Source organism: Ruania suaedae (genome assembly GCF_021049265.1).
Lineage (GTDB): Bacteria > Actinomycetota > Actinomycetes > Actinomycetales > Beutenbergiaceae > Ruania > Ruania suaedae.
The window spans coordinates 845,069-868,147 of record NZ_CP088018.1; the positions used below are offsets into that span (position 1 = coordinate 845,069).

General features: G+C 71.0%; 13 protein-coding genes. 9 read left to right on the forward strand and 4 right to left on the reverse strand.

Translation table 11 applies throughout. The features are described from left to right. Positions 1-103: 103 nt before the first annotated feature. Complete coding sequence (locus LQF12_RS03850) at positions 104-2,710, forward strand: LuxR C-terminal-related transcriptional regulator (RefSeq protein WP_231054681.1); 2,607 nt, start codon at positions 104-106, stop codon at positions 2,708-2,710. 229 nt (positions 2,711-2,939) lie between these two features. Here LQF12_RS03850 and LQF12_RS03855 read toward each other — a convergent pair whose 3' ends face one another. After that, entirely contained in the window at positions 2,940-4,598 is a 1,659-nt protein-coding gene (locus LQF12_RS03855) for an ABC-F family ATP-binding cassette domain-containing protein (protein ID WP_231054682.1), read from the reverse strand. Positions 4,599-4,658: 60 nt separating this feature from the next. Continuing rightward, a complete protein-coding gene (locus LQF12_RS03860; protein ID WP_231054683.1) occupies positions 4,659-5,681 on the reverse strand; it encodes a glutathione S-transferase family protein in 1,023 nt (340 codons plus the stop codon). A gap of 91 nt (positions 5,682-5,772) precedes the next feature. Between LQF12_RS03860 and LQF12_RS03865 the strand changes: the two genes are divergently transcribed. From LQF12_RS03865 to LQF12_RS03885, 5 genes are all read left to right on the forward strand, one after another. Next, positions 5,773-6,570 (forward strand): siderophore-interacting protein, encoded by a 798-nt coding sequence (locus LQF12_RS03865; protein ID WP_231054684.1) that lies wholly within the window; start codon positions 5,773-5,775, stop codon positions 6,568-6,570. Between the two features lie 88 nt (positions 6,571-6,658). Further along, positions 6,659-8,080, forward strand: coding sequence for a beta-N-acetylhexosaminidase (locus tag LQF12_RS03870; protein ID WP_231054685.1), 1,422 nt, complete (start codon positions 6,659-6,661; stop codon positions 8,078-8,080). Positions 8,081-8,123: 43 nt separating this feature from the next. Continuing rightward, positions 8,124-8,969, forward strand: a complete 846-nt coding sequence (locus LQF12_RS03875) for an aldo/keto reductase (protein WP_231054686.1) — start codon at positions 8,124-8,126, stop codon at positions 8,967-8,969. A gap of 230 nt (positions 8,970-9,199) precedes the next feature. Then, positions 9,200-15,499: a DUF11 domain-containing protein gene (locus tag LQF12_RS03880; RefSeq protein WP_231054687.1), complete on the forward strand. Its 6,300-nt coding sequence runs from the start codon at positions 9,200-9,202 to the stop codon at positions 15,497-15,499. A gap of 101 nt (positions 15,500-15,600) precedes the next feature. Beyond that, complete coding sequence (locus LQF12_RS03885) at positions 15,601-17,214, forward strand: LuxR C-terminal-related transcriptional regulator (RefSeq protein WP_231054688.1); 1,614 nt, start codon at positions 15,601-15,603, stop codon at positions 17,212-17,214. A gap of 27 nt (positions 17,215-17,241) precedes the next feature. On the opposite strand, the gene LQF12_RS03890 is transcribed toward LQF12_RS03885, so the two are convergent. Together LQF12_RS03890 and LQF12_RS03895 are read right to left on the reverse strand one after the other, a co-directional pair. Beyond that, complete coding sequence (locus tag LQF12_RS03890) at positions 17,242-18,516, reverse strand: MFS transporter (RefSeq protein ID WP_231054689.1); 1,275 nt, start codon at positions 18,514-18,516, stop codon at positions 17,242-17,244. Beyond that, positions 18,516-20,225, reverse strand: coding sequence for a dolichyl-phosphate-mannose--protein mannosyltransferase (locus tag LQF12_RS03895; protein ID WP_231054690.1), 1,710 nt, complete (start codon positions 20,223-20,225; stop codon positions 18,516-18,518). The genes LQF12_RS03890 and LQF12_RS03895 overlap by 1 nt, the downstream gene beginning before the upstream one ends. Positions 20,226-20,289: 64 nt before the next feature. Between LQF12_RS03895 and rsmI the strand changes: the two genes are divergently transcribed. The 3 genes from rsmI to LQF12_RS03910 are packed head-to-tail and all read left to right on the forward strand — an operon-like array spanning position 20,290 to position 23,076. Next, positions 20,290-21,132, forward strand: a complete 843-nt coding sequence (gene rsmI, locus LQF12_RS03900) for a 16S rRNA (cytidine(1402)-2'-O)-methyltransferase (protein WP_231054691.1) — start codon at positions 20,290-20,292, stop codon at positions 21,130-21,132. A gap of 58 nt (positions 21,133-21,190) precedes the next feature. After that, positions 21,191-22,003 carry a ThuA domain-containing protein gene (locus tag LQF12_RS03905; protein ID WP_231054692.1) on the forward strand — a complete coding sequence of 271 codons (813 nt, stop codon included), beginning with the start codon at positions 21,191-21,193 and terminating at the stop codon, positions 22,001-22,003. Further along, positions 22,000-23,076, forward strand: a complete 1,077-nt coding sequence (locus tag LQF12_RS03910) for a Gfo/Idh/MocA family protein (protein WP_231054693.1) — start codon at positions 22,000-22,002, stop codon at positions 23,074-23,076. The genes LQF12_RS03905 and LQF12_RS03910 overlap by 4 nt, the downstream gene beginning before the upstream one ends. Positions 23,077-23,079 lie beyond the last annotated feature (3 nt).

Here is a 23,079-nt window from a genome sequence, read left to right on the forward strand (position 1 = left end):
CCGGGTGGATCGACTGTACGAGCGTCGAACACGATAGGTTGGCTGCAGGCTGAGGGCGATGGTCAAAGAATGACCATCGCGGGTGGAGGGCGGGAGGGTATCCGTGCCGGACGATCGGACGGTCACGTCGAACGACGCCGAACGGCTCGGGGAGGTGCTGGCCGAGCGTCGAGCGCTGCTGCTCACCGGTCCAGCAGGAGTGGGGAAGTCCCACCTCCTGCGAGCCCTGGCCGGCCGGCTCGAGGAGGCGGGACGCGCGGCGCCGCTGCTGATGCCGAACAGCCTGGGCCGGGGCATCCCGCTGGGCGTCTTCGCCGGCATGCTCGATCTGCCCCCGACGGCGCTGAGCTCGCCGATCGCGGTGATCGATGCCTTCTCCCGGCACCGGTCCTCGAGTGTGCTGCTGGTCGATGACGTCGAGCACCTCGACGAGGCATCCGCCTGGGTCGTGGCGCATCTCGCCGGGACAGCCCGGATGCAGGTGGTCCTCGCGGCGCGGTCGATGGACCAGGTGCCGCCCGTCGTCCACGAGCTCTACGACCGCGGCGAGCTGGCCTCGGCGGGAGTCGAGGAGCTCGGCACCGCGGAAGCGAGCGAACTGGCTGTCCGGATCGCCGGCGGGAGGCTCACGCCCACTGCGGCGGCCGCGATCCTCGCCGCCGCGGGCGGGAACCCGCTGCACCTGCGCGAGCTCGTGCGCGGCACGCTCGCCGACGGGCGGCTGGTGGCGACCGAGCACGGCTGGGACCTGCAGGGCGAACCGGCTCTGACGCCTCGCCTGGCCCAGCTGATCGGCACACGGTTCGACCCTCTCGACGAGGCAGCCCTGGACGCGGCTGCCGTGATCGCCATCGCGGGGGAGTGCCCGGCCGGGGCCGTCGACGCCGATGACCGCCGGCGACTGGCCCGGGCCGGCGTGATCGAGACCGACGGCGAGGGGTGGCTGCGGATGAGCCACGCCCTGGACGGTGAGTACCTGCGCTCGCGCTGTTCAGCGGCGCTCTGGCGCGACCTGACCGTCGAGGCGGTCGCTGCCCTGCGCTCGGCGGATGCGACCTCGCGCCCGGCTGCGGCGAGGCGGGCAGATCTGCTGGCCCTCGACCACGGCCTCCCGGTCGACGGCGAGGCCGTGCTTGCCCTGGCGGCGCACGCCTTGGCCGCTTCCGAGGAACCCTTGGCACTGCGCGCGGCCGAAGCCGTGCTCCGGGACGCCCCGGATGAGCCCGAGGCGCTGAGGATCGCCGGTCAGGCGTGCTCGGCTCTCGGCCGCACCGACGAGGCGGACGCCTTCCTCGACGACGCCCAGCGCCGAGCGAGGACGCAGACCGAGCGTGCCGCCGCCGCGCTCGCCTGCGCCAACCATCGCGGCCTGGCCCACCACGACGCCCCCGCGGCGCTCGCGGTGCTCGAACGCGCGCTCGCCGAGGTCGAGCACGCCGGGTCGGCGTTGCCGCTCCGGCTGGCTGCCGGGCGCTGGGCGGCAGTGGCCGGGCTGGCCGCGGCCCCCGTACCCGGGCCTGGTCCGGAGGCACGCGGCGTGACGGAGGTCCTGGGTCTGGTCACCCTCACCCTCGGCGGGGTGATCTCCGGACCGCTGCAGGAGACCGGTCAGCTGCTGACCCAGCTGCGCCGGGTCCCTGCCGAGGTGCTCCAGGCGGCGCCGGGCGCGGCGATGCTGACCGAGCTGGCCGCCGTCATGACCCTTTCGTTCACCGGGGATGTGGTGGCGACCCGGGCGCGGTTGGAGCGTCTGCTCTCCGGCTCCGGCGAGATGCCCGCCGAGGCTGTGGGCACGTGGGAGTACGCGCTGGGTTTCGTGGAACTGCTCTCGGCCGACGCCGAACGCGCGCATGCCCTCGCCGAGGCCGCGACCGAGCATCTGCGATGGCGCGACCCGGCCGGGCTGCTTCCCGCGGCCCAGGCGCTCGCCGGGGCTGCCGCGCTCGCCACCGGTCGTCAGGCCGAGGCGGTCCGCGCCCTCGAGGCCGTTCCGGCGGCCGCGCGCACCGATCCGAAGGTGGTGATGCTGACGGCGTGGGCCGACGCCTGGCAGGCCCGGACGGACCGCCGGCCCGATCAGGCGGCCGACCTCCTGCTGGAGGGCGCCGAGACACTGCTGAGCGTGCAGCACACCTACTTTGCCGGAATGCTCGCGCACTGCGCGGTGCGCTGCGGCCGCCGCGTCGAGGACGCCGTCGGACTGCTACGCAGCGTCCGCGCTGCGGCCGGCGGTGGGCTCCTGGAGCTGCTCACCCGGCACGCCCAGGCAGTCCTCGCCGAGGACGCCCAGGCACTGGCGACCACTGCCGAGGAAGCGCTCGAGCTCGGCCTGGTGGTCACCGCGATCGACACCCGGCTCTGGCTGGCCGACGAGTGCGGCGTCGCCGGTGAGCTCCGGGCCCGCCGGTCCCGGGCGGTGGCCGAGCAGCTGCGCGCCGAGCACCCGGGCGCGGCGCTGTGGCGCGCCGGCCCGGATCGCTCGGCCAGGCTCAGTGCGCGCGAGCTGCAGGTGGCGCAGCTGGCGGCGCAGCGCCTGACCTCCAAGGAGATCGCCGCCGCGAACGGGGTATCGGTGAACACCGTCTCGAACCAGTTGGCGTCGGCCTTCCGCAAGCTCGGGGTCTCGACCCGCGCGGAGCTGCGCGAGGTGCTGGGCGCTGGGAGCGACGGTCCCGCGCCGGGCTCGCTGACGGGACGATCGGAGCCCTGAGCTCGCTCGCTCAGGATCGCCGCGGGGTCCACGGCGGTCAGCGCACCTACCCCGAGTCAGCAGGGAGCACCTCCGGCTGATCCAGCCGTTCTTCGCCGCCGGTCTGGCCAGGCGCACCATCGTGCAGCGATTGCCCTGCCTGTGCGAGCCCGCGAGCCCGCCTGACCAGGCGCTCGCCACCGCGTCGTCCGGACGTCAGCCGAGCCGGCGGCGCTGTGCTGGGCGGTGGTCAGGCCTCGGTGAGCGCTCCGCCGACCAGGTGCCACCGCCGGGTGGAGCGCACCGTGGCGAGCATCCGGCGGTCGTGCGTCACCAGTAGTACCGTGCCGGCGAAGGTCTCGATCGCCTGCTCCACCTGCTCGATCGCCGGCAGGTCCAGATGGTTCGTCGGTTCGTCCAGCACCAGCAGGTTCACCCCGCGGGCCTGCAGCAGAGCCAGCGCCGCCCGGGTGCGTTCGCCGGGGGACAGGTCGCCGGCGGGCCGACGGGCGGCATCGCCGCCGAGAGCGAACTTCGCCAGCAGCGTGCGCACCTCCGCATCCGGCCAGTCCGGGACCTGCGCGCCGAAGGCCTCCGCGAGTGAGGCCGGACCCTCGAACAGCGAGCGCGCCTGGTCCACCTCGCCCACCGCCACCGAGGCTCCCAGTGAGGCTCGCCCTGCCTCCGGTGCCAGCCGGCCCAGCAGCAGGGCCAGCAGGGTGGTCTTCCCCGAGCCGTTCGCCCCGGTGATCACGATCCGGTCCCCGGCGCTGACCTGGGCGCTGATGGGCCCGAGGGTGAAGTCACCGCGCCGCACCATCGCCTCGTCCAGCGTCGCCACCACCGAACCGGACCGGGCAGCGGCGGCGATCGACATCTGCAGCACCCACTCCTTACGTGGCTCGGGCACCTCCTCCAGTCGCTCCAGCGCCCGCTCGGACTGACCGACCTTCGCTGCCTGCTTCTCCGTCCGGGCGACGGCGCGGGTCACGATGTGCTTGTCACCGTCCCTGGCCTTCTTGCGGGCGTTGCGCACGCCCTTGTCGGTCCAGAGCTTCTGGGTCTGGATCCGCGCCTGGAGGCCGGCGGCGGTGTCGGCGTAGTCCTCGTAGGCCTCGCGGGCACGATGCCGGGCGAGCTCCCGCTCGGCCAGGTAGGCCTCGTAGCCGCCCCGGTAGACGCTGACCTGCTGCTGGGCCCGATCCAGCTCGACGATGTCGGTGACCGTGCGCGCCAGGAACTCCCGGTCGTGGCTGACCACCACCAGGGCGGCACGGGTCTCGGCCACGAACCGCTCGAGCCGGGCCAGACCGTCCAGATCGAGGTCGTTGGTGGGCTCGTCCAGCAGCAGCACGTCGTAGCGCTGCAGCAGCAGGACGGCCAGGCCCACCCGGGCCGCCTGCCCACCGGAGAGCGTGGTCATCGGGGCGTCCAGGCTCGCCGTGAGCCCCAGGTCATGCGCGACGGCGGGGGTCCGGTCCTCGAGATCCGCCCCGCCCAGGGCCAGCCACCTCTCCAGGGCGAGGGCGTAGACCTCGGCCACTGCGCCGTCGTCGGGGTTCGTAGCCATCGCCTCGGCAGCGGCGTCCATCTCGGTGGCCGCCCGGGCCACCCCGGTGCGCCGGTCCAGGAACTGCCGCACCGTCTCACCCGGCAGCCGCTCGGTCTCCTGCGCGAGGAGGCCCACCCCGGCGTGCGGTGGGGCGAGGGTGATGGTCCCGGAGGTCTCCGCCGACGGTGTGGGCCCGGACGACCCCGCCAGCAGGGAGAGCAGGGTGGACTTGCCGGCCCCGTTCGCCCCGACCAGGCCCCAGACGTCACCCGGGGCGATCGTCAGGGTGAGATCGTCGAAGAGCTGGCGAGCGCCGAAGGCCGCCCCCAGCCGGGAGACGTGCAGGGTGGCGGACATGGGCACCACCGTACGAGGTCAGCCGGACCCTCCCCAGCTGATTTCCTCGGCGCCGGTTGGTCAGCGCAGCGGCGTGGCGTGCTCGGGGACGCGCTCGCCCTCGCGCACCGGCCCGGGCGGGGTTCCGTCGCCGAAGGGGCGCCCGCCGAGCTGCTCGCGGTGGTGCGGCTCCAGCCAGTTCGCCAGGTCCGGGCCCTTGGGCACGATGCCGTTCGGGTTCACGTCGGTGTGCACCACGTAGTAGTGCTCCTTGATCTGGGCGAAGTCGATCGTGTCGCCGAATCCCGGCGTGGTGAACAGATCGCGTGCGTAGGCCCACAGCACCGGCATCTCGCTGAGCTTGGACCGGTTGCACTTGAAGTGGCCGTGATAGACGGCGTCGAACCGCGCCAGCGTGGTGAACAGCCGCACGTCGGCCTCGGTGATGGTGTCCCCGACCAGGTAGCGCTGGGTGGCGAGGCGCTCCTCGAGCCAGTCCAGCCGGGAGAACAGCTGGTCGTAGGCCTTCTCGTACGCCTCCTGCGACCCGGCGAAACCGCACCGGTAGACGCCGTTGTTGACGTCTCGGTAGACCAGCTCGGCCACTTCGTCGATCTCGGCGCGCAGGTGCTCGGGGTAGAGGTCGGGGGCGCCGTCGCGGTGGTGCGCGGTCCACTCGGTGCCCAGGTCGAGCGTCATCTGCGGGTAGTTGTTGGTGACAACGGCTCCGCTGGGGACGTCCACGATCGCCGGCACCGTGATCCCGCGGGGGTAGTCCGGGGTACGGGCGAAGTAGGCCTGCTGCAGCCGCTCGATCCCCAGCACGGGGTCCACGCCGCCGGGGTCGAGGTCGAAGGTCCACGAGCGCGCGTCGTGCGTGGGCCCGCACAGCCCCATCGAGATCGCGTCCTCCAGCCCGAGCAGCCGGCGCACGATGATCGCGCGGTTGGCCCACGGGCAGGCGCGGGCGGCGATCAGCCGGTACCGGCCCGCCTCGACGGGGTAGCCGTCCCGGCCGTCGGCGGTGATCCGGGTCTCGATGTAGTGGGTGTCCCGGGTGTACTCGCGGCCCGGCTCGACGTAGGTGCCCTGCTGCTCAGCCATGACTCCAGCCTACGCGCGAAATGCGAGCGGGGAGAGGGCGGCCGAGAGGCTATGGTTAGCCTTGCCTAACCTGCTGACGAATGAGAGTGCGATGAGCAACATCACCGTGACCCACGCCGACTCCGGGCTCGTACCGGTGGAGGTGGCACGCACCGCTCGGATCACCCCGCACATGACCCGCGTGACCTTCACCGGACCGGCGCTGGCCGGTTTCGAGTTCCGCGGGTTCGACCAGTGGTTCCGGCTGGCGATCGGGGTTCACGACGACGACCGGTTCGACAACCTGCCCGACCGGTTCGGCATCGGTGGCTACCTCAAGTACCTCGCGCTGCCGAAGGGGACCCGGCCGGTGATCCGCAGCTACACGGTGCGCGCGTTCCGTCCGGAAACGCTGGAGATGGACGTCGACTTCCTCGTGCACGGCAGCGAGGGCATCGCCGGCCCGTGGGCAGCGGCGGTGGAACCGGGCGCGCAGGCGGCCTTCATCGACCAGGGCTGCGGGTGGAAGCCGGTGCCGGCCGATGGGCATCTACTGGTGGCCGACGAGAGCGGGTTGCCCGGGGTGGCCGGCATCCTGCGGGACATGCCGCGCGACGCCGTCGGCCATGCGCTGATCGAGCTCTACGACGCCGCGGACCAGCAGGAGCTGCAGGGCCCGGAGGGGGTGGAGGTGCACTGGCTGGAGCGCGACCCCGGGACGGCGCCCGGCACGGTGGTGCTCCCGGTGCTGGCCGGGCTGGACCTGCCCGTCGAGAGCCTCTATGCGTTCGCGGTGGGGGAGTCGGCCGTGGCCACCGGGGCCCGGCGTCACCTGGTGCGCGAGCGCGGGATTCCGAAGCAGAACGTCACCTTCGCCGGGTACTGGAAGCTCGGCCGCACCGCAGGCTGAGGGGTGCACTGAGCGGTGTGCGATCGATCCCACCCGACGGGTAGCGTGAGCGGTGCCGATTCCCCTCCCCGTGCACAGGAGCACCCGCGTGAGCCTTCCGCTCGTCCCCGTTCCGACCGAGATGACGCCGACCGACGGCGCCCCCACCGTCCTGAGCAGCGCCACCCTCCTGACGGCGCCCGCTGAGCTCGCGGCGCACGCGTCCGCTGTGCTGGGGGTGCCCGTACAGACCGAGGGCGGTACGCCCGAGGCGAGCTCCGCCGTCGTGCTCCTCGATGACGGACGCACCGGCGGCGGCTACAGTCTCAGCGCTGCGGCGGGCCGGGTGGAGATCACCGGCGGACGGGCGGGCCTGCACCGCGGCCTGGGCACGCTGGCGCAGCTGCGTGACCTCGACCTGCCGCAGGCGCCGGTGGGCACCGTGCCGGCCGTGAGGATCGCCGACGAGCCGCGCTTCGGTCACCGCGGGCTGATGATCGACATCGCCCGGCACTTCTTCGGCGTGGCCTCCCTCGAGCGCGTGATCGACCTGATGGCGCTATACGGGCTGAACGTGCTGCACCTGCACCTGACCGACGACCAGGGCTGGCGGATCGAAAGCCCCAGCCGGCCCGAGCTCACCGAGATCTCCGGGCGCACGGAGGCAGGCGGGGGTGAGGGCGGGTTCCTCACCACGGCCGACTTCACCGGCCTCGTCGGCTACGCCGCGGACCGTGGGATCGAGGTGATCCCGGAGATCGACATGCCCGGGCACTGCAACGCCGCCCTGCACGCGATCCCGGCGCTGAACGAGTCGGGCGAGGCCGCGCCGGAGAACACGGGCACCGACGTGGGCTTCTCGATGCTGCGCCTGGACAACCCCGCGACGGCGCCGTTCCTGGACGACGTGTTCACCGACCTGGCCGCCCTCACCCCGGGGCAGTACCTGCACGTGGGCGGCGATGAGGTGTGGAAGATGGGCGAGGAGGAGTACTCCGGCTTCATCGAGCTGCTCACCCGGGTGGTGGCCGAGACCGGGAAGTCGCCGATGCTGTGGGGTGAGGCCGCCGTGGCGGGTCTGCCGGGTGATGCGCTCATCCAGCTGTGGGACTCCAACAAGGATCCGGGCCCGATCGTGGCCGCCGCCGAGCAGGGGGCGAAGGTGGTGCTCAGCCCCGGCAAGCGGGTCTACCTCGACATGCAGTACCACGAGGGCTACCCCCTCGGTCAGCACTGGGCCGGCTACGTCGAGACCCGCGACTCCTACGAGTGGGACCCGCTGGAGTACGCCCCGGCGCTGCCGGCCGAGTCCGTGGTGGGCGTGGAAGCAGCCCTCTGGACCGAGACCATCGCCACCGACGACGACCTGTCCACCATGCTGTTGCCGCGCCTGGCCGCCGTGGCCGAGGTGGCATGGAGTGCGCAGGAGCAGCGCGACTTCGACGACTTCGCCGCGCGGGTGCGCGCGCATGCCGGGCTGTGGAGGGATCGCGGATACGCCTTCCACGAAAGCCCGCAGGTGTTCGGCTGAGGGGCCCGCTGCGCGCTTGGCCCGATGTTGTTAGCGTTGCCACGTGACTTCCATCGAGATCCCGAACCTGTCCCTGCGTGACGGCACCACCATTCCCCAGCTGGGATTCGGTGTCTGGCAGGTGCCCGACGACGAGGCGCAGACCGCCACCGCCGAGGCCCTGCGGGTGGGCTACCGCCTCATCGACACCGCCGAGGGGTACCAGAACGAGGCCGGCGTGGGCCGTGCGATCGCTGCCAGTGACCTGCCGCGCGACGACATCTACGTCACGACGAAGCTGGCGAACGGCAACCAGGGCTATGACAGCACCATGCGCGCCTTCGACGGCTCGATGGAGCGGCTCGGCGTCGACGTGCTCGACCTCTACCTCATCCACTGGCCGTGCCCGAAGGCCGACCTCTACACCGAGACCTGGAAGGCGTTCGTCGAGCTGAAGAAGTCCGGCCGGGTGCGCTCGATCGGCGTCTCCAACTTCCACGCCCCGCACCTGACCAGGATCATCGATGCCACCGGTGAGGTGCCGGTCCTCAACCAGGTCGAGCTGCACCCCTACCTGCAGCAGTCGGCGCTGCGGGAGGTCAACGCCTCGCACCAGATCCTCACCGAGGCCTGGTCCCCGCTCGGCTCCGGCCACGGCCTGCTCGAGGACGAGACCCTCGTGAGCATCGCCCGGGCGCACGACGCGACGCCCGCGCAGGTGGTGCTCGCCTGGCACATGCAGCTCGGCAACGTGGTGATCCCGAAGTCGGTGACGCCCTCGCGCATCGCGGAGAACTTCGCCGCGGCCGCGCTGACGCTGAGCGCGGAGGAGCTCTCGGCGATCGCCGGGCTCGACGCCGGGCACCGCTACGGCGGCGACCCGGACACCGCCAACTTCGGCCTGGAGTGAGCCTGCCGTAGATCACCCCCGGCGCCGTCGCAGCTCGTCTGCGGCGGCGCCGTCGTGTGCGGGCCGGCTGACTGCCGCTTGGGCCGGGGATTATCCGTGGTCCCGGCCGGCGGGATCCCTGTGCGCCGGGGGTGAAGTGAGGGTGAATTTCCAGGCGAAGCCTGGATAGGAAGTCAGGCTTGGATAACCTCCCGAGAAGCACACCTGTGCTTCAGGATCGGGGGAGTTTGATGAGCAACAACGCTCTGCTGGGTCGTTCGCGACGCCGTTCATTCCGCACTGTCTCGGCTGCGGTGACCGCACTGCTCGTCGGATTTGCGACGCTCTTCGTCGCCGCTCCGGCAACGGCGGCGCCGGTGTATGAGATCACCGCGCGTTGGGTGGAGGACACCCCGCCGACCCTGGCCAGTGGGGACGTGGTGGCGGCGGAGTGGCGGGTCAACGTCAACGATGATGCTGCCGCACCCTCGAACGAGCCCGTCGACGACATGACGTTCACCCTGATGCTGGAGAACGGTGTCTTCACGACCCTGCCCGATGCGTGCCTTGCTGATGGAGACCCCGCGTCCTCCATCTCCGATGACGGCCGAACCCTGGTCTGCAACATCGGTACCCAGCCCCAGGGGTCCGCGCATGTGATTCAGACTGCGATCCGAGCGGACGGCGAGACGGGCTCACAGGTGAGCGCGTCGGGCACCATCGACGGACAGACGGCGGAGCTGCCTCCGATCGAAATCCTCAACGAGTTCGGCATGGACATCCGCTGGGAGTCGGCCGTGACGGGCGTGACGTACGGCGACTCCTACGTCGACGCTTCCTTCCAGTGGACTCTCTCCCTCGACGACGGTAGCGACCCGGGTCCGGACACGGTGACCTACACCCTCGACATCGGCACGTCCGACGGCGCCGCCGTCTCCGTGGCACCTGCGGCGTGTTCGGCGTTCACCAGCGGCGTGGCCAGTGGCCACCCATGGTCCGGAGGCGACCATCCAGCCGAGCAGATGGTGCCCTTCGTCGACTCGTGCGTCTTGACGCCGACGGCCACACCTGGGGTCTTCACGCTGACGCTCAGCGGCATCGACTACAGCGCCCTCGATGCACCGACCACCGATTCGGCCGGCCAGCCGCTGCCCGCTGACCGGATGGCGATCGCGTCGGGTTCCGTGCACTTCCGGGTAGCAGGCGCAGGCAACAACTCGATGACGCTCGAGTCGGATGCTCCGACCTACACCTCGCCCCTTGGAGGGAGCGCGACCGACGACCCGGCGAACAACAGTTCCGCGCGCACCTGGGTGACCGGTGGCTGGAGCAGCGCCTGGCGGCCCGAGGCCACGGGCTATGCGACGCCGTCGTGGTGGAGTGACCAGTTCCGGGTCTCGCCTGGTGCTGCAGTCGAGTCCGTGGTGTCGGGCCAATGGGCGTCCGCCGATCCGGATGCGGTCTTCGGCCAGTGCGTGGTCATGGACACGCAGTATGTGACCTACGAGAGCGCTTCTTTGCTGCTCAACTGGGCAGGCGATCCGGTACCGGGTGCCAGCATCGAGTACTACGCCGGCGACGACGCGGTGGTCGATCCCACCAGCGGTTCCTACGACCCGAACGTGTTCGAGTGTGGTGACGACCCGGGCGGATGGACGACCACGGAACCCACCGACCCGGACACCGTCAAAGCCGTTCGTGTGACCTACCCGTATTCGGCCATGGCCGGGGCCGCGCGCACGACCCTGAATGTGCGCCAGCAGATCAACGACGACACCCCTATCGGCCAGGACGTCTGGCAGTGGGGCGCGGCGTACGTCAACGGCGCATGGCAGCACCCCAGCCGCAGTATGGATCCGGCCGACAGCGGTTCCGGGCCGCTCACTCCGGACGCTCGGTACCCGTTCCTGGGCAACGGTCGAGACATCGTGCGCATCATCGGTGTCACCCCGGCCGTCGAGAAGAGCGTCGATCGGTCGGTGGTACGTGCCGGGGAGCCTGCGACGTACACGCTGACTTTCTCGGCGAACGGGGCCGGCGCGGTGCCGGAAACGGTGGACGACTTCGAGTTGATCGACACCCTTCCCGAAGGCATGACGTATGTTCCAGGCTCCGCCTCTCCCGAGCCGGCCGTGGCGACCGATGCCGAGGATCGGCAGGTGTTGACATGGTCCCTGGATGGCGTGCCCACGAACACGCAGGTTCCGCTGAGCTATCAGGCCGTCGCTGATCCATCGGTTGAGCCCGGTGAGATCCTGCCGAACACTGTGACCGGCTCGGTTGCGGGCGAGACCTCCACCCCGGCCAGCGCTCAGGTGACGGTCTCGACGTCCGGCTACACCACGATCGGGAAGTCCGCGGACTCCGCCTTCATCCCGAACCTTCAGGGCGATGGCGTGGGCGAGGGCTCATGGACCGTGACACTGCGCTCGTTCGACCCGCTTGCGCAGGACTACACCGATACCATCGACATCCTGCCGTTCAACGGGGACGAGCGCGGCACTGAGTTCACCGGCTCCTACGAGCTGACGGGCGTGGACGCCGTCGCCGGTGCGACGGTCTACTACTCGACGGCGGACCCTGCCTCGCTGAGTGACGACCCCGCCGACCCCTCGAACGGTGACGTGAACGACGTCACCGGGAACACCGTCGGCTGGTCCACGACGTTCACCGCCGAGGCCACCGCGGTACGCGTGATCGGCCCGGAGCTGGCTCCGGGCGCAACGCAGCAGTTCACGGTCAACGTCGCCACCGAGGGTGTGGAAGGCGGGGACGTGCTGGTGAACCGCGCTCAGGCCCGGGACGGGCACACCGAACTGGTGATGCGCACCTCTGCGCCGATCACCGTGGCGAACTACTACTCGGTGTCGCTGAAGAAGTACGTGCAGGACGCCGACGGTGAGTGGGTCGACGCGAACACCGTCGAGGAGTACCCGACGTACCGTCCTGGCGACACCGTCCCGTACCGGATCGTCGTGGAGAACACCGGGCAGGGGGCTGTGACGAACCTCGAGATCACGGATGACCTCTTCCCGGAGGGTTCCTTCACCGTCGAGGAACTCGCGCCCGGCGGCGAGGAGGCCCACGAGTTCGAGATCGTGCTCGAGGAGGGCGGGCCGGACACCGTGGTGAACACGGCCTGTGCCACCGCGGACACCCCGGAGGATTCCGAGGTTCCGCCGACGATCAACTGTGACCCGGCCGGCATCGAGATCGAGGGTGACCCCACGCACACGAAGGAGATCACCTCGGCCACGCCGATCGGCGAAGGGCAGTGGGAGATCGTCTACGAGCTCGAGGTGTCGAACACGTCGACGGCGTCGGCGTCGTACTCCCTCGAGGACGAACTCCACTTCACCGACCAGGTGAGCATCGTCTCCGCTGAGCTCACGTCCGCTCCGGATGGTGTGACCCCGGCCGATCCCGCGTGGGACGGGCAGGGCAACACCACGGTGGCGACGGCGGTGCCGTTGCTGGGCACGGATGACGAGGGCTATGCGCCGCACACCTACGTGCTGACCGTGGTGGCCGATGTGCCGTTGCAGTTCGAGCCTGTGGCCGGCGGCCCCGCGGCGACCGAGTGCGCGGAGGACGAGACCGACACCGCGTTCAACAACACCTCGCAGCTGACAACGCCCGACGGAGAGACCGAGGTCGATCAGGCGTGTGCGGCTCCGCCGGAGATCGATGTCGACAAGTCCGTCGCCTCCGGGCCGACGCCGAACGGCGACGGCACGTGGACGGTCACCTATGACCTGGTCGCGACGAACACCGGTGGTGTCGCAGGTGAGTACGACATCTCCGACCAGATGACCGCCTCCGGCGACCTCGAGGTCGTCTCCGGTTCGGTCACGGGAGCTCCCGAGGGGGTCACCCCGTCCGCCGACTGGACAGGTCTGGGCGATGCCGGTGCCGAAGAGAACGTGATCGCCACCGGTGTCGAGCTGGCGGCGGGTGGCACCCACACCTACCAGGTGGAGGTCGTGATCGGCCTGGCCGAGGGCGCTGAGGGTGCTCCGGTGGTCACCGAGTGCTCCGAGGTCCCGAGCGAGGGCGGCGGATTGTCGAACACGGCAGAGATCGAGCACAACGATCTCACCGCCGACGACGCTGCCTGCGTGGATGTCGGCATCGTCATCGTCGACAAGTCCGTCTCCGCCGGGCCGACCCCGAACGGGGACGGCACCTGGACCGTCGTCTACGACATCGTCGCCACGCACGCCGGCGGTGCGGAGGCCGACTACGACGTGACCGACCGCCTCCACTTCGGCGAGGGGATCGAGATCGTCGACCACGAGCTGCGCTCCCTCGACGGTGTCGAGGTGAACGGCGACTGGACCGGTCTGGGTGAGGAGGACGGCTCCCCGGAGAACCTGGTGGCGGCCGATGTCAGCCTGGCCCAGGGCGGGTCGCACACCTACCAGGTCGAGGTCGTCGTCCAGATGGACGAGGCCACGATCGACCCGAGCGTGCTGGAGTGCCCGCCGCCGGGCAGCGGCGACGCCGGTGGGCTCGCCAACTCGACCACGCTGACCAGCAACGGCATCGTCGGTCAGGATGAGGTGTGCCCCACCATCACGGTGATCGAGTTGGACAAGCAGCTCGTCGAGGGCAGTCCGGTCGAGAACGGTGACGGCACCTGGACCATCGAGTACGACGTGAGCGCCGCCAACATCGGCCAGGAGACCGGCGACTACGAGCTCAGCGACCGGCTGATGTACGGGGAGGGTCTCGAGGTGGAGTCCGCCTCCATCCTCACCGCCCCGGACGGCGTCGAGCCGAACGAGGACTGGACCGGTCAGGGCGAGGAGGGCGCGCAGGAGAACGTCATCGTCTCGGGTCAGCCGCTCGAGGTCGACGAGACGCACACCTTCCGGGTGCAGATCGTCGCCTCGATGGATCGCGACATCGTCACACCGGGTGACCTGGAGTGCCCGGAGCCGGGCGAGACGGGCGGGTTCGCGAACTCCGCCGCTCTGACCCACAACGGTGAGGACCAGGACGCCGAGGTCTGCGTACCTCCGCCGCTGATCGACGTCGTCAAGTCGCTCTCGGGTGCAGTGGTGCCGGTGGACGGTGAGCCGGGTGTGTACGACGCGACCTACGAGATCACGGTCACCAACAGTGGTGCCGGTGACGGCGTCTATGACCTGGACGACCAGCTGGCGCCGGGTGAGGGCGTGAACGTGATCGGTATCGAGAGCGTGGCCTCCGATGTCGAGGAGGCGGTCGAGTTCAACGACGACTTCAACGGCGTCGATGACCTGCGGATCGTGACCGATCAGCCCATCAACGGCGCTGAGGAGGCACCGGTGGTGCACACCTACACCGTGGTGGTGCGCTACTCCGCTGATCTGACCGGTATCGAGACTCCAGCAGAGTCGGTCTGCACCACCGCCGGTGGTGAGCCGGAGCCGGGCACGCTGGGCAACACCGCGACCGTGGACTGGAACGGTCTCCAGGACGTGGCCGACGAGTGCTTGATCCCCGGCAGGCCGACCCTGGACAAGTCCATCGTCTCGGCCGCGCCGATCGGCGACGGCCAGTGGGAGGTCGTCTACGACCTCACCGTGGCCAACACCGGTGAGGAGGCGACGACCTACGACCTGGACGACGAGTTCCTGTTCGCGCCGCAGATCAGCGCCGAGACCGTGTCGGTGACCGGTCCCGAGGGCATCACCCTCAACGATGCCTTCGACGGCAGCGATGACCAGCGCATCGCGACCGGGATCGAGATCATCGGCCTGGACGACGAGGGCTATGCGCCGCACGTGTACACGGTGACGGTGACGGCGAACGTGCCGCTGCAGTTCGAGGAGGCCGATCTCGCACAGGACGGCACCGGTTCGCCGGTCTGCACGCTGCCCGCGGGCGGGAACTTCATCGAGCAGGGTCTGAACAACGCAGCCACCCTGACCGATGAGAACGGTGGCACCGTCGTGGACACCGACTGTGCAGCAGTCCCCTCGATCCACATCACCAAGGCCATGGACGGCGACCCGGTCCACAGCGCTGACGGGCTCTGGACCATCAGCTACACGATCGGTGTGGCGAACGAGAGCACGGCCGGCGGGGACTACACCCTGACCGACCAGCTGCGCTACGGCCTGGGTATCGACGTCGTCTCCGCCGAGGTCGTCGCCCCCGACGGCATCACCCCGGCCGCGACGTGGACCGGCCTCGGCGAGGAGGAGGAAGCGCAGGAGAACGTGCTCGCAGCGGACATCGCTCTGGGTGGCGGGGACGTCCACACCTACGAGGTCGTGGTGCAGGCCCAGGTCGACACCGACGCAGCCGACCAGACCACGACCACCTGCCCCGAACCGGGGTCGGGCGATCGCGGTGGCTTCACCAACGTCGCCGGTGTCGAGCACAACGACCTCACCGCCGACGCCGCCGCCTGCGCCGTGCCGCAGTGGCCCGGCGAGGTCCCCCCGGACCTGCCGTCCACCGGCGCACAGCCGAACCCCGCCGTGCTCGGGGCAGGTCTGCTGCTCCTGCTGACTGGCGCGGTGCTGGTCCAGGTGCGCCGACGCGCTGTGACGCGCTGACCGGGACACCGCCCTGCTCGCCGTCGCCTGCCCCCGGGACGACAGGCGAGCAGGGCGGCCCTGGTTCGACGGGCGGGCGATGGCGCCCTAGGGTCATCGATGTGACAGGCAGCGGCGCACGACGGGCCGACCACGAGGCCCCCGAAGCACCCCCGCAGGCCGAGGATGCACAGGCGGCCGTGCAGGCGGTGCAGGCTGCGTGCCGCGAGGGGGACACGGAGCGAGCCGTCGCCCTCATCGATCAACATTGGTCCATCCTGCTGGAGCAGCGCCGGGACGACCTCGACGAGGTGTTCCGTCAGGTGCCGCTCGCCGCGTTCCGGGCTCATCCGCGGGCGGCGGCGCTGCGGGACATCCGGATGCACACCTCGGCCGATGCCGTGGAGCGCATGCTCGGCCCGCGCATCAGCGTCCCGGACCCGGCCGAAGTGGCTGCGATCGAGGCGCTGGCCCGCTCCAAGGATGCGCTGACGATCCTCGGGGTGGCGAGCGCACGGATGATCGCCTACCGCGTGCGCGGTCACTTCCGACGGGCGCGCGAACTGGCCGTCCTGGTCGAGCGGCTGGCGCGGATCGCCGGTGTCCACCAGCCTGCGCTCGTGCACGACCGGGTGCCGAACGCCCTCCTGCAAGCTGCGATCTCGCGGGGTATCGCCGGGGATCTCGACGGCGCTCTCGGCACGCTGCGTGAGTCCTACGAACGCGGCCCGGATGCACGCTCGGAACACATCGCGCGGGACGCGGCCGGCAAGGCAGCACTATTCTCGGCGCTGACAGGGGACATCGACGACGCCCGGCGATGGCTGCGCCGCTACGACCGCACCCGCGAGGTCGATGGATGGATCCGTTCACGACTGGAGCTGAGCGCAGACCTGGCCCGGGCCCTGGTCGCGATCGAGTCACTGGATCGAGGCAGCGCTGAGGACGTCCTGGACCGGGTGGAACAGCCCACCAACTCCGAGCAGGGGTGGGGGCCCCTGGTCACCTACGTCATCGCCCGCCACGCCCTGATCTGGGGTGACCGGCTCCGTGCACTGGAGCGGGTCCGGCGCGACCGTGCCCGGTTCGCCGACTGGTTGCATGCCGGAGCCGGCCTGCGACCGTTCCTGGATCACGCCGAGGCCGATCTGCATCTGGCGCTGCGGCAGGGCCATCGCGCGAGATCGGTCGGTGCCGAACTTCCGGATCATCCGCTCGCGCAGGTCTCCCGCGCTCGCCTCGCGCTGTTGACCGGTGACTTCGACATCGCTGCCCGCCTCGCCTCCCGTGGCGCCAGGGATGCGACCGACTCGCGGTCCCGGCTGGATGCGCTCACCATCCAGACCTCGGCCCACCTGCGCCGGGAGCAGGTCGCCGCCGCACGCGCCGCCTTCGACCTGCTGGTGGCCTCGGTGGCCTCGACCGGCGCTCGAGCCTTCCTGCTCTATCTCTCCGAGGAGGATCGCGCAGCGCTCGTTCCCGGCCACGCCGCCCCGATCGCGGAGGAGCCCGATCGGGCGCTCTTTCCGGTGCTCGCCGAGGGCATCAGACTCACCCGGCAGCAACGGCTGGTGCTCGACGGCATCGCGGCCGGCCGGTCCCCGCGGGAGATCAGCAGGGACGAGCACCTCTCCTACAACACCGTGAAGACGCACGTGCGCGCGCTGTACGCCAAGCTGGGAGCGTCCTCGCGCGACCAGGCCATCGCGCGAGCGCAGGAGGAGGGCCTGCTCTGAGCAGGGCCCGAGGCGCGGCCGGCGGGCTCACTGCTCAGCAGCGCCGCCGTGCCGGTCCGGCACCCCGGTGAGCAGGATCCCGACCACGCTCATCACCACCAGGGCACCGAGCACGATGGCGACAGGCACCGCCCACGATCCGGATGCCGTGTGGACCGCGCCCACCAGGGTGGGCGCCACCGCCGCCATCGAGTACCCCATCGACTGCACCGTGGCCGAAGCCTTGCGGGCCCGGCTCACCTGCGTGAACCGCCGGGCGATCAGGGTGAAGACCATCACGAAGTTCGCGCCCTGCGCGGCACCGGCCAGGCTGACTCCCACCATCCACGCGCCGGGCGCCAGCAGCAGCGACAGGGGCAGGCACAGCCACGCCACCGCGATGGCCACGAAGCTCGGACGCAGCCCGGCATAGCGGATCCCCACCGAGGCCCCCAGGCTCCCCAGCACAGCGAATCCCTGGAACAGCGAGGCCGCGGCACCGGAGGAGCCGCTCGCCACCCCTGCCAGCTCGGACAGGATCAGCGGCAGCCACGCCGTCATCCCGTAGTAGCTCGAGGCCTGCATCCCGAACATCAGGCACAGCGCCCAGGTGTACTTCTCCCTCAGCACGCTCCGATTCCCGACGGCGCCCGCTGTGTCTCCCGGTGCGGGCGGGCTCGCGTTGCCGCGTTCTGTCGCCTGGCCGGCGGACGAGGCGACAGATCGGGGCAACGCGTCGGGGCCTCCACCCTCCGGCGGGACCGCCCGCCACCACCAGCCGATCGCGACGATCGCCAGCAGCCCCCAGGCGAGCAGCGCCCACCGCCACCCGAGCGAGAGGGCGAGGGACGCCGTCAGGGCGGTGGAGACCATGGTGCCGGCGTTGATCGTGGCCGTGTAGATGCCGGTGACGGTGCTGACGCGACTGCGGAAGGACCGCTGGGTGATGGCCGGGACCGCCACATTCGCCGTCGTGATCCCGAGGCCGATCAGCACGGTCCCGGCGAACGCGGCCGCGGCACCGCCCAGGTCCGCCGAGCGCAGGCCCGTGCCGGCGAGGATGAGCACCAGGGCCAGCAGCACCCCCGAACGCAGCGAGATCCGGCCCAGCAGCGCCGCGGCGGCCGGGGTGGTCAGCGCGAAGCAGAGCACCGGGATCCCGGTGAGCAGCCCCGCCGCCGCGGCGCTGAGCTGCAGCTCGTCGGAGACCTGCGTGACCACCGGGGGCAGCGCCGTCAGCGGGGTGCGCAGGTTCAGCGCGGCGAGCAGGATGGCCACGAGCAGGATCCCGCTGCCGCCGACGGTGGTGTGGAGACGTCGCATCAGACCCAGTGATCGCCGAGGAGGATGTGCAGGCGCCAGAACCAGTACGGCACCCACTGGTTGGACCAGATCGGCCAGTAGAACGCCCCCACCAGCACCGTGAGGATCACGATCGCCGCGGCGGTCCAGATCCCCGGCCGGCGGTCACGCAGACTCAGCTCGCGGGGACCGAGCAGGGCGCCGATCGCGAACGTCAGGGCCAGGGCCACGAACGGGGCCAGGGCCACGGTGTAGAAGGTGAAGATCGTGCGGTGGGAGTAGGCGAACCAGGGCAGGTAGGTGGCGGCGTAGCCGGCGAGGATCGCCCAGGCGCGCCAGTCCCCGCGCCGCAGCGCCGCCCACAGCACCAGCAGCAGCGCCAGCGCCGCCCCCCACCAGAGCACCGGATTGCCCACCGAGGTGATCGCGCCCACGCAGCGCTCGGCGCCGCACAGGTCCATCGAGGTGGTGTCCTCGACGTCGCGCCAGGCGAAGGAGGTCGGCCGCAGCTGGATGAGCCAGCCGGCGGGGTGGGACATGTAGGTGTGCTCGGAGGTCAGGCCGTTGTGGAAGTCCCACATCCGCAGGTGGTACTCCCACCAGGAGTTGAGCCAGTCCGGCATCCAGGTGCGTTGCGGGACCTCGGCCACGGCGTTGACCTCGGCGGCCCACTGCCGCTGGTAGGACGCCGGGTTGAGCCACCACGGCAACCATGTCATCGCGTAGACCGCGGCGGCGGTGGGCACCAGGGTGAAGAACGCCGGGACGCCGTCGCGCAGCGCGCCACCGCCGAACCACAACGGCACCCCGACGGCGCGACGGGCCGTGATGGACCAGGCCACCACCGCGATCCCCACCACGGCGACGGCGTAGATACCCGACCACTTCACCCCGCACGCCAGGCCCAGGCAGAGGGCTGCCACCAGCAGCCACCAGCGCATGCCGGTGCGCGGACCCCACGGATCCCGGTAGCGGCCGTGTGCCGCGAGGCCGGCGGCGGCCCGTGCGGCGAGACGTCGCCGGAACTGCTCCCGGTCGAGCAGCACCGCCCCGAAGGCGGCCAGGATCCAGAACTGCAGGAAGACGTCGAGGATCGATACACGCGACATGGTGATGTGGACACCGTCGACGGCCAGCAGCAGGGCCGCCGTGCACCCCAGCAGCGAGGAGGAGAACAGTCGCCGGCCGATGCGGGCCAGCAGCAGCACCGAGAGCGTGCCGATCACGGCCGCACTGATGCGCCAGCCCCAGGGGGTCTCCGCCCCGAGCATGCGCATCCCGATCGCGATCATCCACTTGCCCACGCTGGGGTGGACGACGTAGTCCGCCTCGGTCTGTAGGTCGGAGAAGTCACCGGCGGCGAAGCGCTCGTCCGGTTCCTCGTTCCAGTCGCCCTCGTATCCGAGGGTGAGCAGGGAGTAGGCCTGTTTGACGTAGTAGGTCTCGTCGAAGACGAGCCGGGCGGGGCGGTCCAGGTGCGCCATGCGCAGGACCCCGGCGACGACGGTGACCAGCAGCGCCCCGATCCATCCCCACGCCCGGGAGCCGGCCACGGGGGACAGGAGCCGGTCGGTGAGAGTCTGCTCGATCTCGCCGGCGGTGCGGCCGGCGACTGCCACCTCGCGGGGATGCCACCAGCGACGACGGGCTGCGGGCGCGGCATCCGGCTGCAGGGTCCGGTCGAGCTCGACGGGTGCCACGGGCTTGCCCGGGTCAGCGGTCTGGCTCACCTGGCGAGTCTAGAACCTGACCGATTCTGTCTGAGGCCGTCGTGGATGCGGCACACTGGCAGGCGTGCCGACCGAGATCCGCCCCGGAACGATCGTCCTCGCCGCGACCCCGATCGGTGACCCCGAGGACGCCTCCCCGCGGTTGCGGACCCTCCTCGCGCAGGCGGATCTCATCGCCGCCGAGGACACCCGGCGACTGCGGGCGCTCGCGGGCCGGCTCGAGGTGGCGATCGGCGGCCGCGTGGTCAGCTATCACGAGCACAACGAAGCCGGCCGTGGCGACGACCTGGTCCGCGCCGCGCAGGACGGGCAGATCGTGCTCGTGGTGACCGACGCCGGGATGCCGGCCGTGTCCGACCCCGGGTACCGGGTGGTCAGCGCCGCCGCTGCCGCGGGCGTGCCGGTGACGGCGGCCCCCGGCCCGAGCGCGGTGCTCACCGCGATCGCGCTCTCCGGCCTGCCCAGCGACCGGTTCTGCTTCGAGGGGTTCGTCCCCCGCAAGGCCGGCGACCGGGAACGCGCGCTCACCGCCCTGGCCACCGAGCAGCGCACGATGGTCTTCTTCGAGTCCCCGCACCGGATCGAGGCCACCCTGACGGCGATGGCTGAGGTCCTCGGGCACGCGCGTCAGGCCGCGGCGTGCCGGGAACTCACCAAGACCTATGAGGAGGTCCGCCGCGGCACGCTCGCCGAGCTGGCGCAGTGGGCCGGGGGTGACATGCGTGGCGAGCTCACTGTCGTGGTGGCGGGAGCCGAGCCCGAGGTGAGCCGGCCCGAGGACTACGTGGCCGCCGTCCTGGAGCGGGTGGCGAGCGGGGAACGGCTGAAGGACGCCGCGGCCGCGGTGGCCTCCGCCGTCGGGGTCGGTAAGCGGGACCTGTACGAGGCGGCCTTGCGGGCGCGGTGAGCAGATGGGTCCGGATCGGCGAGTACACAGGCGGGCCGAACCGTGCCACGATGATTCGATGCGCGAATCAACTGACCAGCGCCCCCTGAACGTCACGGTCTGGGGCGAGAACCTGCACGAGTTCCACGATGAGCACATGGCCGAGATGTACCCGGGCGGCATGCACACCACGATCGCGGAGGCGATCTCGTCGCTGCTGGGGGAGCGGGTGGTGGTCCGCACCGCCACGCTCGACCAGCCCGAGCACGGCCTGACCGAGGAGGTGCTGGCGAGCACCGACGTGCTCACCTGGTGGGGCCACATGGGCCACGACCAGGTCGATGACGCGATCGTGGCCAAGGTGCACCAGCGGGTGCTGGGCGGGATGGGCCTGCTCGTGCTGCACTCGGCCCACTTCTCGAAGATCTTCAAGTCGCTGATGGGGACCACCTGCTCACTGCAGTGGCGCGACAGCAACGACACCGAGCTGGTGTGGACCGTCAAGGCGGACCATCCGATCGCCGACGGCGTCCCGCACCCCATCCGGATCGAGGGGCAGGAGATGTACGGCGAGCTGTTCGACATCCCCGACCCCGACGAGCTGGTCTTCATCTCCTCCTTCACCGGCGGTGAGGTGTTCCGGTCCGGCTGCACCTGGCGGCGCGGCAAGGGCAAGGTCTTCTACTTCTCACCCGGTGACCAGGCCTATCCCGTGTATCACCACCCCGACATCCAGCGCGTGATCGCCAACGGAGTGCTGTGGGCCGCGCCGGCTCCCGAGGCCACGTTCACGGCGCCGGACGTGGTGAACCAGCCCGAGCCGCGATTCACCGCCGAGGACTTCGCGCGGATTGCGCCCGGGATGCAGGCGGGGAAGGAAGGGCTGCGATGAGCGCGAGGAGCCCGTTGCGCGCCGGCGTGGTCGGCCTCGGCTGGGCCGGGCAGCAGCACATCGCGGGCTATCACGACCTCGCCGACGTCGAGCTGGTGGCGCTGGCCGGGATGGAGGAGCACCTGCTGGCCGAGCTCGGAGACCGCTACGACGTCCCGGGCCGTTTCACCACCCTTGAGGCGATGCTCGGCGAGGCCGACCTCGACGTCCTGAGCATCGCCACCCCCACCGCGCTGCACGCCCCGATGGCGATTGCCGCCCTCGGCGCCGGCGTGCACGTGCTGTGCGAGAAGCCGATGGCCCCCACCGCCGCCGATGCGGAGCGGATGGCCGAGGCGGCGACGGCGGCCGAGCGGGTCCTGGAGATCACGTTCAACAAGCGCAACCGGGCGCCGGTGCGCACGCTGCGCCGGCTCGTGGCCGACGGCGTGCTCGGGCGGGTCTACTACGCCAAGGCCGGCTGGGTGCGTCGCAAGGGCATCCCGGGGCTGGGCACCTGGTTCACCCAGAAGGAGTCCGCCGGCGGCGGCCCGATGATGGACATCGGGATCCACGCCCTGGACCTGGCGCTGCACGTGCTGGGCGAGCCGGGGGTGCGCACCGTCTCGGCCTCGACCTATGCCGAGTTCGGTCCGCGAGGCCTGGGCGGGGGCAGCTACGGCGCCGGCGCCCGCACGGCCGGGGACAGCCCCGTCTACGAGGTGGAGGACCTGGGCGCGGCGATGCTGCGTCTGAACGACGACGCCACGCTCATGCTGGAGGCGAGCTGGGCGCAGTTCGTCGACCACGACCGCCTCTACCTCGAGGTCTACGGCACCGAGGGTGGGGCGGTGATCGAGGTCGAGGGGCCGGATGCGCCGAAGATCTTCGTGACCACCGATGTGGACGGCATCCCGGCGAACCTGACGCCGGACATGCTCGCCGACGCCGGGCACGAGGCCAATGTGGCCGACTTCGTCACCCAGGTCCGCAGCGGAGCCTCGACCGAGCGTGGCCAGGTCGGCCTGCTGCGCACGCATGTGATCGACGCCTGCTATGCCTCGGCCGAGCAGGGTGGTGAGGTGCTGCTGTAGGGA

Coding starts and splice junctions, on each gene's coding strand:
- LQF12_RS03880 (WP_231054687.1), top strand. CDS start 9,200: ATGAGCAACAACGCTCTGCTGGGTCGTTCGCGACGCCGTTCATTCCGC.
- LQF12_RS03905 (WP_231054692.1), top strand. CDS start 21,191: ATGCGCGAATCAACTGACCAGCGCCCCCTGAACGTCACGGTCTGGGGC.
- LQF12_RS03865 (WP_231054684.1), top strand. CDS start 5,773: ATGAGCAACATCACCGTGACCCACGCCGACTCCGGGCTCGTACCGGTG.
- LQF12_RS03890 (WP_231054689.1), bottom strand. CDS start 18,516: ATGCGACGTCTCCACACCACCGTCGGCGGCAGCGGGATCCTGCTCGTG.
- LQF12_RS03855 (WP_231054682.1), bottom strand. CDS start 4,598: ATGTCCGCCACCCTGCACGTCTCCCGGCTGGGGGCGGCCTTCGGCGCT.
- LQF12_RS03860 (WP_231054683.1), bottom strand. CDS start 5,681: ATGGCTGAGCAGCAGGGCACCTACGTCGAGCCGGGCCGCGAGTACACC.
- LQF12_RS03910 (WP_231054693.1), top strand. CDS start 22,000: ATGAGCGCGAGGAGCCCGTTGCGCGCCGGCGTGGTCGGCCTCGGCTGG.